The 13855-nt window shown below is 37.6% G+C and carries 16 protein-coding genes; 7 read left to right on the top strand and 9 right to left on the bottom strand.

Annotated elements, in window-relative coordinates:
- Positions 1-63: 63 nt before the first annotated feature.
- On the bottom strand, positions 64-489 hold the full coding sequence (gene fabZ / locus ACE1MS_RS10685) for a 3-hydroxyacyl-ACP dehydratase FabZ (protein ID WP_099805159.1): 426 nt from the start codon (positions 487-489) through the stop codon (positions 64-66).
- Positions 490-733: 244 nt separating this feature from the next.
- On the opposite strand from fabZ, the gene ACE1MS_RS10680 reads away from it, so the two are divergent.
- Both ACE1MS_RS10680 and ACE1MS_RS10675 read left to right on the top strand, forming a co-directional pair.
- The gene (locus ACE1MS_RS10680) at positions 734-1351 is read left to right on the top strand and encodes a LysE family translocator (RefSeq protein WP_012294389.1); all 618 of its coding nucleotides are present in this window, start codon (positions 734-736) and stop codon (positions 1349-1351) included.
- A gap of 92 nt (positions 1352-1443) precedes the next feature.
- Entirely contained in the window at positions 1444-1926 is a 483-nt protein-coding gene (locus ACE1MS_RS10675; protein ID WP_289449028.1) for a DinB family protein, read from the top strand.
- A 130-nt stretch (positions 1927-2056) separates the two neighbouring features.
- Here the strand turns inward: ACE1MS_RS10675 and ACE1MS_RS10670 are convergent, their stop codons facing one another.
- Positions 2057-2221 (bottom strand): hypothetical protein, encoded by a 165-nt coding sequence (locus ACE1MS_RS10670; protein ID WP_171821090.1) that lies wholly within the window; start codon positions 2219-2221, stop codon positions 2057-2059.
- A 141-nt stretch (positions 2222-2362) separates the two neighbouring features.
- Here ACE1MS_RS10670 and ACE1MS_RS10665 point away from each other — a divergent pair, with 141 nt between their 5' ends.
- A complete protein-coding gene (locus ACE1MS_RS10665) occupies positions 2363-3205 on the top strand; it encodes a copper amine oxidase N-terminal domain-containing protein (RefSeq protein WP_031418166.1) in 843 nt (280 codons plus the stop codon).
- Positions 3206-3287: 82 nt separating this feature from the next.
- Complete coding sequence (locus ACE1MS_RS10660) at positions 3288-3467, top strand: hypothetical protein (protein WP_036161610.1); 180 nt, start codon at positions 3288-3290, stop codon at positions 3465-3467.
- A gap of 49 nt (positions 3468-3516) precedes the next feature.
- Here the strand turns inward: ACE1MS_RS10660 and ACE1MS_RS10655 are convergent, their stop codons facing one another.
- The 3 genes from ACE1MS_RS10655 to ACE1MS_RS10645 form a co-directional block, all read right to left on the bottom strand.
- Positions 3517-3900: a VOC family protein gene (locus ACE1MS_RS10655; RefSeq protein WP_012294384.1), complete on the bottom strand. Its 384-nt coding sequence runs from the start codon at positions 3898-3900 to the stop codon at positions 3517-3519.
- A 49-nt stretch (positions 3901-3949) separates the two neighbouring features.
- Positions 3950-4234 (bottom strand): ArsR/SmtB family transcription factor, encoded by a 285-nt coding sequence (locus tag ACE1MS_RS10650; RefSeq protein WP_375142630.1) that lies wholly within the window; start codon positions 4232-4234, stop codon positions 3950-3952.
- Between the two features lie 576 nt (positions 4235-4810).
- On the bottom strand, positions 4811-5281 hold the full coding sequence (locus ACE1MS_RS10645; RefSeq protein WP_012294382.1) for an Lrp/AsnC family transcriptional regulator: 471 nt from the start codon (positions 5279-5281) through the stop codon (positions 4811-4813).
- A gap of 215 nt (positions 5282-5496) precedes the next feature.
- On the opposite strand from ACE1MS_RS10645, the gene ACE1MS_RS10640 reads away from it, so the two are divergent.
- Positions 5497-6363 carry a DMT family transporter gene (locus ACE1MS_RS10640; protein WP_012294381.1) on the top strand — a complete coding sequence of 289 codons (867 nt, stop codon included), beginning with the start codon at positions 5497-5499 and terminating at the stop codon, positions 6361-6363.
- Between the two features lie 27 nt (positions 6364-6390).
- Here the strand turns inward: ACE1MS_RS10640 and ACE1MS_RS10635 are convergent, their stop codons facing one another.
- From ACE1MS_RS10635 to ACE1MS_RS10620, 4 genes are all read right to left on the bottom strand, one after another.
- On the bottom strand, positions 6391-9453 hold the full coding sequence (locus ACE1MS_RS10635; RefSeq protein ID WP_447402949.1) for a hybrid sensor histidine kinase/response regulator: 3063 nt from the start codon (positions 9451-9453) through the stop codon (positions 6391-6393).
- 152 nt (positions 9454-9605) lie between these two features.
- The gene (locus ACE1MS_RS10630; RefSeq protein ID WP_036161603.1) at positions 9606-9944 is read right to left on the bottom strand and encodes a hypothetical protein; all 339 of its coding nucleotides are present in this window, start codon (positions 9942-9944) and stop codon (positions 9606-9608) included.
- 165 nt (positions 9945-10109) lie between these two features.
- Positions 10110-10613 carry an NUDIX hydrolase gene (locus tag ACE1MS_RS10625; protein WP_447402948.1) on the bottom strand — a complete coding sequence of 168 codons (504 nt, stop codon included), beginning with the start codon at positions 10611-10613 and terminating at the stop codon, positions 10110-10112.
- Between the two features lie 28 nt (positions 10614-10641).
- Positions 10642-11112 carry a peptide-methionine (S)-S-oxide reductase gene (locus ACE1MS_RS10620; RefSeq protein WP_036161596.1) on the bottom strand — a complete coding sequence of 157 codons (471 nt, stop codon included), beginning with the start codon at positions 11110-11112 and terminating at the stop codon, positions 10642-10644.
- A gap of 671 nt (positions 11113-11783) precedes the next feature.
- Here ACE1MS_RS10620 and ACE1MS_RS10615 point away from each other — a divergent pair.
- Both ACE1MS_RS10615 and ACE1MS_RS10610 read left to right on the top strand, forming a co-directional pair.
- A complete protein-coding gene (locus ACE1MS_RS10615; RefSeq protein WP_012294376.1) occupies positions 11784-12263 on the top strand; it encodes a DUF6530 family protein in 480 nt (159 codons plus the stop codon).
- Positions 12264-12280: 17 nt separating this feature from the next.
- On the top strand, positions 12281-13660 hold the full coding sequence (locus ACE1MS_RS10610) for an MATE family efflux transporter (RefSeq protein ID WP_012294375.1): 1380 nt from the start codon (positions 12281-12283) through the stop codon (positions 13658-13660).
- Positions 13661-13855: the final 195 nt, after the last annotated feature.

Genomic DNA, 13855 nt, shown 5'->3' with positions numbered 1-13855 from the left:
TTTCACAAAGAAGCTTAAGCTATAAGCGCTGTACATGGCAAAATTGTCCCTTCATTGCGTACATTAATTACCAAACGCGAACACAAGCTCCATTTCACAAACCATTTCTCCATCAACTGTCGCGAGTCCCTTCCCTTTACCGATTGAGCCTTTTATGCGTGTAATTTCAACTTCAAGTCGTAATTGATCTCCAGGTTTCACTTGTTTTTTAAAGCGACATTCATCTATTCCTGCCAGTAATCCTAGTCTTCCCTCATTGCCATCCTTCGTCAGCATGATTACAGCGCTAACTTGGGCTAATGCCTCCACAATGAGCACACCTGGCATTACAGGATACTGAGGAAAATGTCCATTAAAAAACTCCTCATTGATGGTCACATTTTTAAGACCAACCGCACGTTTCCCTTCCTCTAATTCCACAATGCGATCTACTAAAAGGAATGGATAGCGATGTGGCAAAATTTCTTGAATTTGTTGACTAGTTAACATGAAGATACCTCCCATTTTTTAATGACCTAATTCTATCATTAAATATTATTAGTTGGTACTAATAATATCGTTACATGCATAAAAATTCCATTCAATCTGAATAAACCACCTCGTTCAAATATTTTCTGAATATTTTTTCATTCCTTTTTCAATATTTCTTTATCGACAGGTCTATAGTCACTAGAATATAATATGTCATGCATTCACCCTAGAATGATTAGTTTATTAGAATAGGATGGTAAGCATGTTATCTTTTATCGCAATAGTTCTTTTATTATTTTTAATTCCAGGACCTGCAGTTATTATCACCATTACACAAACGCTAAAAAGTGGTAAGAAAAACGGCATTTACACAGCCTTAGGTATCGGCCTCGGTGACTTAGTCCATACGTTAGCAGCCGTTTTAGGTCTATCAGCTATTTTAATGCAATCTGCCACAGCCTTTGAAGTGGTGAAATATGTTGGTGTAGCTTATCTTGTATATTTAGGGATACAGATGCTTGTTACGAAACCGAAGAAAATTGAACAACCTACTGTGGAACAAAGCCCTGCGAGTACATCATTCCGCCAAGGCTTTTTAGCAGAAATACTAAATCCAAAGACGGCCTTATTTTTCCTTGCCTTTTTACCACAATTTATCCAGCATAATGAGACATCTATTACAGTCCAGCTGCTGACACTTGGCATTACTTTCGTAGTAATGAGCGCGTTGTATACTATTTTACTAGCTGTTGTGACAAGCTTTATCGGTGAAAAAATCTTTACAAAAGCAAGTGGCAGCTCCCGTTGGCTTGAAAAAACAGTTGGCTTTGTCTATATCGGTCTCGGTGTAAGACTAGCTTTGCAAACACAAAGTAAATAAATGTGACTAGAAGAACCCTCATCAGAGTTCTTCTTTTTTTTTGCAGGAAATTAGGTGAAAATAGCTAATACATACTTCAAGGAGGTTTTACAATGAATCAGCGACAAGAAAATTTATTTCAACAACTACAGCATTACCGGAGCGAGCTACTACAAGTACTAGATGATGTAACAGAGGAAAAGGCCCATATCATTCCAACTGGCTTCCGCAATAATATCCGCTGGAATATGGGCCATTTATATCTTGATCAATATTTATGGATAGAGGCTCTAACGAAAGAAAAACAAGAGGAATTAAATTCTTTCGTTCACTGGTTTGGGTTCGGCACCTCACCTGATGATTTTGATGAAAATACGCCATCTTTTGAGGCATTAAAAATATTATTGGCACAGCAGCCAGAACAGCTAAAGGAACAATATGGTCATCGACTGATGGAAGAATTTTCCCCTATTGAGATGGGCATGCAAACCATTGAACAAGTGTTATGGCGGACTATTTTCCATGAGGGCATGCATATACAGGCTGTCTTAACGATTCATCGGATTCTAAAGGAGTTTCAGCAGGAAGCTTCTTAAAATCCTTTTGCCACTTAAGGGTGATTGACATCAACCAATATTCTATCTATCTTTATCAAGCAACTATAGGATTTTTATGTAAAATATAACAAGCTTATAGATCAACATAATCTATAAGCCGTGACGCCTCTTACTGTTTCGGTGTATTAGCTGTCAAAGGATTCGCATTAGCTACTAATTGAACAGGTGTTGTCGTTTGTTGGTAGCTATCCTTCTGTCCTTGACTTGATTTCCCGTAACCTTTCATAGCAGCGAACAATGCTGCACCTACTATGCCCCAAGTTAAAAACTTCACAAAAAAACCTCCTTTCACGATTAGTATTCGATTTCAAAACCGGTTTATACACTGTTAAAAATTAATAAATAGTAAACTATCACAATCGTAATTGAATTTTATGGTAAAATAAGGTCGTAAAAATAAAGGAGGATAATTTCCATGAAAAAAATCTTTACAGGCTTATTATTAACCTCTGTATTATGGACAGCTTCCCCTGCTGACGCAGCAACACCTCAGCTTATGATTGACGAAGTTGTTGTGAAAACAGATGCAGCACCTGAGGTCAAAAACAATCGTACCATGGTACCTTTGCGAGTAATTAGTGAAAATCTAGGTGCACAGGTTCAATGGAAGGATTCACAAATTACTCTTACCATGAACCAATCAACTGTTTTGTTAACATTAAACAGTCAGACCGTCATGAAAAATGGTAAGGCCGAGCACTTGGATGCAACACCATATCTTAAAAACAATCGTACTTATGTACCGCTTCGCTTTATTGCGGAAACATTCGGCAGTCAAGTTGATTACAAACAAAGTACTGTCACTATTGCCACTAAGCCATTATTATTAAACAATCAAAAAATCAAGGCCCTTCACTATGAATATCACATGACGATGGGTGGCATTATTCAAGAAATGAAGGGCAATAGCTATCATCACGCTATGTTCAAGATTTTTCAGCAAAAAGGAGCTAAAGTAGAAGCTCCTAAAGACTATTCTTGGCAATTAAATCTGGACGTACCTGGATCTTATTATAAGCTTGGACAATATGATTTTTTAAACGCTGACAATAAAAGTGTTCAGCAGTTCGATATGTACTCATTAAATCAGGCATTCCCGGATGAATTATTAGAAGGTTATCCTACTGTTCTTCTCCATGATGTTAGTAATGATAGTTGGTATATATTCTCAGATATTAACAAGGAGTCTATTCAAAAGCTTATTAATGCGGCCACTAACAACGGATTCAACAAAATTATTAGCAACACCGTTGCTTAAAAAATAACAGTAAACTAAACATATTCTGTATGAAAATGTGCAAAATATTCATATCAACGATTTATGGATGGAGGTTTGCCTCATGCAGAAATTACTGTCATTTAGTTTGGTATTATTTTTATTATTTGCTTTATCAGCCTGTTCATCAGAGGAAGCGCCGCCAAGCGAAGAAGCTGAAGCTAAAGAACAGACCGTGAATGCACAACCAAAAGAAAACCTCGACTTGTTAAATGTTGACCGAGGTTTAGCAATACACAAATAAATAAAAAAAGCGTGTTTGGACTAGACTCTAAACACGCTTTCAATATGAATTATTTTTGGATAATCTGAATAAGATTGCCACAAGTATCATCTAAGACCGCTATTGTGACCGCTCCCACTTTTGTTGGCACCATCGTAAATTCTACGCCTTTTTCTAATAATTGCTTGTATTCTTCGTGAATATCTGCTACACCAAACATCGTGGCAGGAATACCCTCAGCAAATATTCTCTTTTGGTAATCCTTTGCGGCAGGATGTTCATCCGGCTCCAGTAAAAGCTCAGTTCCTTCTAAATCATTTGGCGATACAAGCGTCAGCCATCTATGTTTTCCTAATGGTTCGTCTTCCTTTTTTACAAATCCAAGCTTTTCTGTATAAAATGACAATGCCTTTGCTTGGTCTGTTACAAAAATACTGTTCACAATAATGTTCATTTGAATAGCCTCCTCTGCTAGTTAACGCAACTTGCTTGCCTCCACCTGTTCATGTTCGTAAAATTATTCTACCCACTCTTTCAATAAGTGGCTCATTGTAAAACATAACAATTCGGTAGTTGCCCTTCCTCATGAAAGTGACAAGCCCGGTCCCCTCCAAAACAACAAGATGTTTAGCAATTGCTTGTCTCGTTATGGAAAGCTCATACTTCAAAAGTAGATGAACCGTGAGCTCATACAAGGTCATTTCATTTCGTTCACATAGTTCATCTATGATAAGCCTCCTAGTCGAGTTCGCAAGTGCTTTAAATATAGCATCTTTGTCCCATTTCATAAAACGAGTATAGACAACTTTTTTTGCCCTCTTTTTAAATTTTTTAGCGTCTATCATTTGCAAAAACACACAAAAAAAGCTGTCGCCGACACGTTTTTTAGAAAACCTGTCGAGGACAGCTAAGTCTTATAATCACCATTAAAGCACATGGCGTTAGTCGTGCACTATCACATTAAAGAAAAGCTACCAAATGGATATCTGTTGCAATGCTTATTCACTAGGGCAATTTTGCAAAATTGTACAACTGCTCATTATTCACGCTTTAGATATTCACAACATCAGCTGAAATACGCCAAACCGCTAAGCCAAATAAAATGTCGTCTTGTGTTGTTATCATTATCTACATATTTGTCGTAATGCGATGCGACTATTCAATTTCTGGTATAGTGCTTGGTTTGCTGGGTTTAAACCAGCAATGTTAACGCTTATTCGTTGTCCTCCCAACCAGGAAATAATTTCCACAATTGCACCATGGACATTCAAAACGAAACAGGTATTTGTAAATCCATGTGAGTAAAAGCTCTCATGAAGAGGAACACAGCAAGCATGAGTAGAACACTCACACTTGCTGTATTTTTATAAGGGTAACACCGTGGAATATTTGATTTCCCGTAACGATAAATTTGTTTGAATTCTAGAGATCCCTAACTTATTTAATTTCCGAATAAATCGATTCAATTCTTGTCGATCTCGAATGACGATTTTTAATAAGTAATCATAGGCACCTGTTAAACAATGACATTCCAATATTTCTGTCATCGTTTTTAAGCTCGTTTCCAATTCTTCTATTTCCTTCGCTTGATGGATATCCGTACTCATAAAAACATAGCACAGTAAATCAAATCCTAGTTTTTCCTGATTTAAAATAGCAACTTGCTGATCGATGTATCCTTCGTTTTCCAATCGTTTGACTCTTGTATGTGTCGCTGGTGGCGATAAGTTTACACGTCTAGCCAATTCGGCATTACTAATATGAACCTCTCTCTGCAAAATATCTAAAATTTGAAGATCCATACTGTCTAGACCTTTCGTTTTGCTATCCTCCATAGCTGTGTCCCCTTTCGATTATTTTTCGTTATGTATTTACGAAGCTATTTTTCCGAAGATTATTTTTATAAAATCACAATAACTTTAGTTTATTTCAAATAAAATCACTTTCACAAAATATTATACAGTCAATTCACAATTGATGCTATGATTCTTAGTATACATAAAGGTAAAAGAGGGTGTTACGAGCTTTGGTTAAATTGTATATAGGTCTAATGCTTATCACAAGTTTACTGTGGGGTGGAAATTTTGTTGTTGCCAAGACGCTTGTTGCACATGCATCACCTTTGACATTGACAACGGTCAGATGGTTAATTGCTGTCATTGTCCTTGTCCCTTTAGTTTGGTGGAAAGAAAAAAAATTAGTTCCTCCAAAACAAGCCATTGTTCCGTTAATGTTGATGGGGGTTACTGGGGTTGCTTTCTTTAATATCTTTCAATTTTTAGCATTGGAGCGTACGACATCTACTAATGCTGGGCTTATCTCTACTATGAATACAATATCCATTGCCCTGTTTTCGTTTGTCTTGCTTAAAGAAAAAATAACAAAGTGGCAGTTATCGGCAATGATTTTATCCTTGTTCGGAGTAGTTCTCGTTCTTTCAAAAGGAGATTGGCAGCTATTGCTGGATTTCCAGTTCAATACAGGTGATTTATGGATGTTGGCAGCCGTGTGTGTTTGGGGACTGTATTCCGTCTGTAGTAAATGGGCTATGCAAACAACCTCACCATTAATGGCTACCTTTTATGCAGGAATATTTGGTGTGCTGATGCTCCTACCATTTACGAGCACAGATTTCACCTTCACAAATGTCAATACATCTTTCATTCTTTCCATGCTATATACGGGTATTATCTCAACCGTTGTTTGTATGGTATTTTGGAATATCGGTGTACAGAAGCTAGGCGCGACAACATCGGGGATTTTTTTAAACTTCAATCCAATTTTCACCGCCCTTCTCGCCTATTTATTTATTGGAGAAAATATGTCTTGGCTTCAGGGAATTGGTGGACTTATCGTCATTGTGGGATGCTATTTATTCACTCAGTTTAAAGCAAAAGTTCCGCAGGCGATTATATAAAGAAAAAATGCATGGCACACTGAAGTGTCATGCATTTTGTTTTACAGGCTTCTTTACAAGAACCACAAAAGAAACAGCCGTTCCTTCATGAAGCTTACTCGTAATGTGCAATCCTTGCCCGTAATGCTGTTGAAGACGAAGATGGGTATTCATTAAGCCAATGCTTCCGGATGGCTGTTGTTTTGTCTGAAGCAACTGGGACAATCGTTGTTCATCTATGCCAACACCATTGTCCGAAACCGTAATTTCAAGTTGTGATTCACTTTCATAAATCCGAATATGGATCGTTCCCCCTTCTGTACGTTTTAAAATACCGTGCTGTAAGGCATTTTCAACTAAGGGTTGAATCGTTAATGATGGAATAAGCACATCTGTAGATGCCTCTAAATCCCATTTAACCTGAATACGATCGCCGAAGCGCTCCTGCTGAATATAGAGATAAGCTTGAATTAACGTAAGTTCATTTTCTAACGGCACAAGTGCTTCAACATTTTGAAAATTATAGGATTCTCTTAAAAAATCACTGAGTGCCTCTACTAATCTACTTGTTCGCTCACTATCCATTTCACTCAACGTTAAAATGGCATTTAACGTATTAAAAAGAAAATGAGGCTCAATTTGTGCCTGCAGCCAAGCAGCCTCCATACGATGACGCTCCTGTATAGATCGCTTCACCTTTATTAAAGCCGCTACTCGTGATCGTAGCTCTAGGGCATCGACAGGCTTGGTCACATAATCATTTGCACCTGCTAAAAAACCATTTTCAAGATCCTGGGGTTGACTACGCGCTGTCAGTAATAATACAGGTAAATCGGTGATGGAGAATTGCTTCCGAATAAGACGAACTAATTCGTACCCTGACATTTTAGGCATCATCACATCTGAAATAACTAAATCCCACTCGTGTGACTGAATACATACTAGCGCTTCTATACCACTTGTCACCGTAACAATGTCATACGGTTCATTCGCTAAAATGGTCTCAACGACCCGCAAATTAATAGGCTCATCATCCACTACCAATATACGCGGATGATTAAACTCCGTACTCTGTTCATGTTCCAAGTCAGTTTGTAAAGGTGTTATGCGCTCTGGAATCTTGCTAACACTTTGTCGTCCCTTTTCAAGTGGCTCTTGGACATTCGATTCAACCGCTAAGGGCAATGTAAATGTAAAGGTCGAGCCTTGTCCAACAATAGATTGGGCTTTCAATGTACCGCCATGCAATTCAATGAGCCGCTTACAAATGTTTAGTCCTAGCCCAAACCCTCCTTCTACCATAGTTTTACTGATCGTCCCTTGCTCATATCGTTCAAATATTCGACGCATGGTTTCATCGTCCACACCAATGCCTGTATCCGTAATGACGATGTTCGCCATTCCATTGCGTGTATAACTCGAGATTGTAATCGACCCTTCATTCGTAAATTTCACAGCATTATGCACTAAATTAAAGACAATTTGAATCACACGATTTTCATCAGCTAGCACTCTTTGAAAATCTTCAGGTATTTTCAGGACAAACTGAACAGGCTTCCCCTCAATCATAAAGCGCAGCATATCAAAAACACCCACAGCAATGGAATGGATGGAAACCCTACTTAGTTGTAATTGTTGTGTATTGTCTTTCAAACTTACGACATCCAGCAAATCATTTAACAACAAAGACATCCGATTACCTACGGACAGGACAGTTTCTAAATCAGTCACACTTTTTGCAGTTAACCGATTGGCTTCACGATCAAGTACCGCTTTGGACATATTGATGATGCTATGAAGTGGATTCCGTAATTCGTGAGAGGTACTTGCCAAAAATTCATCCTTAATTTTATCAGTCTCTTGCAATTTATGAGCAAGCTTCTTCGTATCGGCATGTACCTTTGCGTAATCTTTAAACCACAATGTCGCTAAACAGGCAATTGTCACCATCAAATCAAATGGATAAGAAATGACTTTAATTCCTGTAATCAGCAGCATGACATCCCAAAGGATACTATTCACAAAAGCCACTAGGCCTAATAAAATAAAGACATTACTGCGAATATCTTTGATGGATTTTCCGGTCATCAAAATCAAAGTAATCACTATGGGAGCCCCTAAAATAACCATATAAAAAGCTTGTATGGAAACAAGATAACGTATGGGTAAAGTAAAGGCTAATAGGATTGCCACCAAGCAGAAAAAAGTGTACATCCGTTTATAGTGCTGTAAATGTGGCGGTAGCCAGTGCTCTATACACTGCAATAACGAGTAGCCAATGCCTACCATAGAAAGATGGACTAATATAAATCCCCAATCATAATTGATGGGAAACCAAAATGAAAGAAGTTTATCATCACTTCCTAATAAATAATAAAACATGATATTTACGGTTAAGATCGAAAAGAATAGTAGGCGTTTATCTTTATTTCCAACTAAATAGAGGATAACAGAGTAAATGGCATGCAGGACCAAGACCACTGCCACGAATAGCTGCATCGTGATGGACAATTGTGTCTCCCGATTGATCACATCTTCTTGTCCAAATTTTATAGAGCGTACAATTCCCCCATTACAAGGATCTTGAAAGTTGGCTACTTGAATGACCAGTTCGATTTCACTTTCACCATTTATCTCAAATGATGCTGTAAAGGGTATATTTTTAGCCATTGTTTGCGCTCGATTTTCACCTAGCTCTCCTGATTTCGCAATTAAGCGATCGTTTACATATATTTCTGCAGCACTGCGAATACTTGGAACTCTTAAACTAAAGGTTCTTGCCTCTTCTGTATTAACCAGTATTTTTAGTTGATAAGAGCCGTATCCAAATGGGCTTTGCTCTCCTTTCCGAAAAACGTTGTCCCAACCATCTGGGACTTGTATGTATGAGTGGTTGGAGGATTGATGATCCATCAACCACTGTGATGGATGGAAGGACCATTCGCCATCAAGTGTTAATGCATCATGTTGAAAATCAAAATCACGGACATCGATTTGCCCCTTTATTGCAGATGGTTGATCTGGCTGCGTAAATGAATGGAGCCACAACATACGAGAACCTGTTAACAACACTATAAATAATATAATGATAGCCATAATTCTATGTTTCATAGTGAATGACCATAACACCTCCTAAATCTAAAATGGTAGAGTGATTCAATAACCACCTATTTTACCAACTCAACTTATACAGAATCTGAACAACCCATTTTGCCCTAAAAAAAACAAGACAGTCTAGAGACTATCTTGATTTCCCATAAATACTATATCTTCTGCGGTGGTATGATGCCTGTAACAAGTAAGATAAAGAATACCAAACCTATCAGTACGAATAGTAGTGATGCTATAAATACAGGACCTGCTTTAAACTGAAATCGATCTCGCTCCTGGATGATGCCTGTTATGGCTCCAGATTGTGCTGCAAAAAACCTTGACATAGCTCCTCCACTACTTGTAAAGTAGAGCGTTCCTAATGTAAAGGCAGCCCCTGTGAAAAACATGACCTCAATAAATCTGACAGAAAATACGGAGGCAATCCAATAAGTTAGGACGAATTCTATCATAAATGCAATAACCATCATAATAAAATACTTTCGGTTCATTAAAAAACCCCCTCTCTTTTCAATTTACGAAAATTATTGGTAAAGGTTTCATTTTTATGAAAACACTGTATATGTTCATCTCCAACTGGGCACGTCTGTTTCATTTTAAACATTTAGAAGAGCCGTGTATGGTCTACCATTAACTCTGCTGAAAATGAAAAAACCTTACTGTTTTGAAGGTCTTTGCTGTAGTGCACAATCCAATATTTCCTTATAAAGAATATTCCATTTGTGATAATAAAAAGCAATATCATTCGGATTTACAAACATACGTTGAGCAGATTCAAATTCTCCCCCAAATGGGAGCAGATTTGTTATCGTCATTTTGTAGAATAGTTGATAGCCAATTTTAGGGTAGGGACTATTTTTTGTCCATAATGGATTTTCACTATGGTCAACGATAATATGCCCTATCAACTTACATTCCCCTTCCACATAGCCCTCTTCCAGTGCTTCCCGTTTTAAGCAATCCTCTGGGCTTTCACCCGGTTCAATATGTCCTCCTGGAAAATCCCATCCTCGATGATTTACATCCACCAATACTAATTGATCCCCTTGAAAACAAAAGCCGTGAACACTTGTTATTAGATGATGTGGGGGCAATAAGTTATTTTTTTCCCAAGTTAATTTAACGATGGATTCTCCCCAATTCACATAAGTGTTTGTCAATTATTTCCTCCTAAAATAATAATCTCTCTTACTGATACTTATTTAATAGTTCTACTGGAATATGACAATAATCGTTTGGACATCTCGCTAACCTATCTTGATGTTCCTCTGCGCTTCTTACATAATTTGTCAGAGGTAATACTTCAACAACAATCAAATCATAATCATTTCTCTTACAAAGAAACGCCTGTGCCTCAAGTAAGTGTTCCGGATTTTCACTATAAACGCCAGTTCTGTATTTCTCGCCTACATCCTGTCCTTGTTTATTCAAACTGTAAGGATCAATCATTTCAAAAAAATACCCCATTAATTCCCTGATGGATACAACGGACGGATCAAATCCTGTTTTTACACATTCGGCATACCCATCGTAATCACTCTCAAGTGTAAAACTTGTTCCGTTGGCTCTTCCTGCCTCTGTAAACACAACGCCTGGTAACGTTTTTATAAAAGCTTGAACTCCCCATAAGCAACCACCTGCAAAGTATACTACTTCCAATCTCATTCCCCCCTTTTTAGTAAAAAATAGTCCCATCTATATTTTTGTAAGAAATTCCTAAATTTTTATTCCATACTACCATGAAATTGCACCAAATTACAGGCAATTTTCTCTCAACATAAAAGGACCAGGATACCCACTATGTTGGGAAGCCTGGTCCTTTTGTGAAAAAGTGAAGCTTACTACTTTGCTTTAGTTTTGTATCCTACTATTACAGTAGTTGTTTTCATCCTGAAAAAGTTACAGCTTATCTAAACATTCTATTAAGAACTTTTTGATTATCATCTAAATGCTTCCCTCGAACACAAGTGAAGAAGACCGACGAAATTGAAGTTTGCTATAATCTACAAGACATAGTCCAGAACATTCAGCATACTTTTTAAAATATGTATTTCCCTACACCTACACTTGTACATACTCCTTCCCTTTATAAATACTTCGTTATCATTCTATTTACTAATGCCTAGCAGCATAAATCGTCCATCTCCATATGATTCAAAAAAGAAGGGAAAACGTAGAATCACAATTAGCTTCATCACCGTCAATTTGTCGCTAGCCAATGCAATAAAGTTTATTTCCACTAAAGATTGACTTATGAAGTCGCAAATGCTAAATTTACTAAAGCAGTAATTTAGTAAATTACTAAATCCAAATGATAAGGAGTTTTTTTCATGAACATCCCCACACATTTAAAACATAAACCCGTAATTGTTGCCGAAAACTATGCCAATATCGATGGACGTACCGCCTATCAAACTGATGCTCAAGGGCTTTCTCTCGGCTTAGCTCAGTGGAATGACAGAGGCAAGGTGGATATTTCAGCAAAGGTTTGGCGTCATACAGGTGGCAAATGGTCGCGTCAATCAGAAGAGCTTCCCCTACATCGTGTGCTTGACCTTGCTATTTTAGTCTGTGAGGCGCAACTTCATTTTAAAGAGGCCTATCGCTATGAGCATTTATATGATGAAGAAAACCCCGTGATTAAGCGTGTAGGCTTACAGGGCGATGCCATGACTGTGGAGGTTTGTACAGAAAATGAGCAAATCCATGAAGATATTCAGCTCTTTCAGCAAGCGTTAAATAATGATGGTGAGCTAATCGGTGAACGACTACGCACATTGTCACGAATCTTAAAAGAAATGGGTTATTAAAACTCAAGAGGAACATAATGATGAATGCACAAATGTTACAAGACGATCAAAAGCTTCGGAAGGCCTTTTTAAATTTTTTAATTCCGGTTATGTTGGCAAATGTCCTACAATCCGTTGGGCAGGTTTTTGCCATGTTTTTAGTGGGGCGTAATTTGGGTGTCGATGCATTAGCAGCGATTTCAGCCTTTTTTCCATTTTTCTTCTTTTTAATGGCATTTGCCATTGGTATTGGATCAGGTAGCTCCATCTTAGTGGGGCAAACCTTCGGGGCTGGTAATCATGCTAGGATGAAGGAGGTTGTTGGTGTAACGCTCGCCTTCACAACGATTTTATCCATTGTTGTGGCAATCTTTGGTGGCTTTTTTATTGAATGGATTTTACGTTTTATGCAAACACCGGCTAATATATTAGATATGAGTATTAGCTATGCCCAAATTTTATTCTTCACGTTACCAATTATGTTCTGGTATATGGTGTATACAACCTTTATGCGTGGAGTTGGTGATTCGAAAACACCATTCCTATTTTTAGTAATCAGTGTTGTGTTAAATATCGCCTTCCTTCCTCCATTACTGTTCGGTTGGTTTGGCCTGCCTGCATTTGGCTTAAATGGCGCTGCTTATGCGTCTGTGTTATCAAACCTAGTAACAATGATTCTGTTACTGGCATATTTGCATAAAACCAAGCATTTACTCCGTTTAGACAAATCTATTTTACAGCATTTTAAATTAAAGAAAGATATTTTAGCTTCATTATTAAAGCTAGCGATTCCATCTAGTATTAGTATGGTTGCTATATCTGTGGCAGAAATAGCTGTCATAGGCTTTGTTAACGTTTATGGCTCCAATGCAACTGCAGCTTATGGTGTTGTGAATCAGGTGGCTAGTTATGCACAGGTACCTGCGATGAGTATTGCTATTGCCACATCTGTATTTGTCGCTCAAGCATTAGGAGCGAATTCTACAGAAATGATTAAAAAAATTCGCCAAATGGGTGTTCGTATTAACTATCTTTTAGGTGGTGCGATTATACTTATCATGTATCTATTTGCTGAGCCAATTTTGGCCTTTTTTATCGATTCACATGATACTGTACTCATTGCCAAAAATTATTTATATATCGCCTTTTGGAGTTATTTAATTTTCGGTCATACACAAACGGTTTCAGCTACGATGCGTGCAACAGGCGTCGTTTTATGGCCTACAATTTTCTTAGTTATTACTATTTGGGTAGTTCAGGTACCGTTAGCGTTCCTATTATCCCACCACACTTCATTAGACTTAAATGGTGTATGGCTCGCCTACCCAATTACCTTCTGTGTACATTTCATTATGCAATATACCTACTTCAAGCTAGGCTGGCAAAAACGAACATTAAAAGCAATGCTTAACGATTAAAGGATTGAGGACATGAAAAGAGCTCATGTCCTTTTTTCTATAAACACAAAATGACCAGGTGCTCGTCAGTGAGCCCTGGTCATCTTGTGAAAAGTGAATTTTACTACCTTGCTTTAGTTTTTTGTATTCTACTAATGAATTAGGCGTATATCGTTTAAAAAAGTTACAAATAAAAAAATATTTTTTTCATCTTCT

The organism is Lysinibacillus sp. fkY74-1 (genome assembly GCF_053165895.1).
This window is presented reverse-complemented; position numbering and strand designations above follow the sequence as displayed.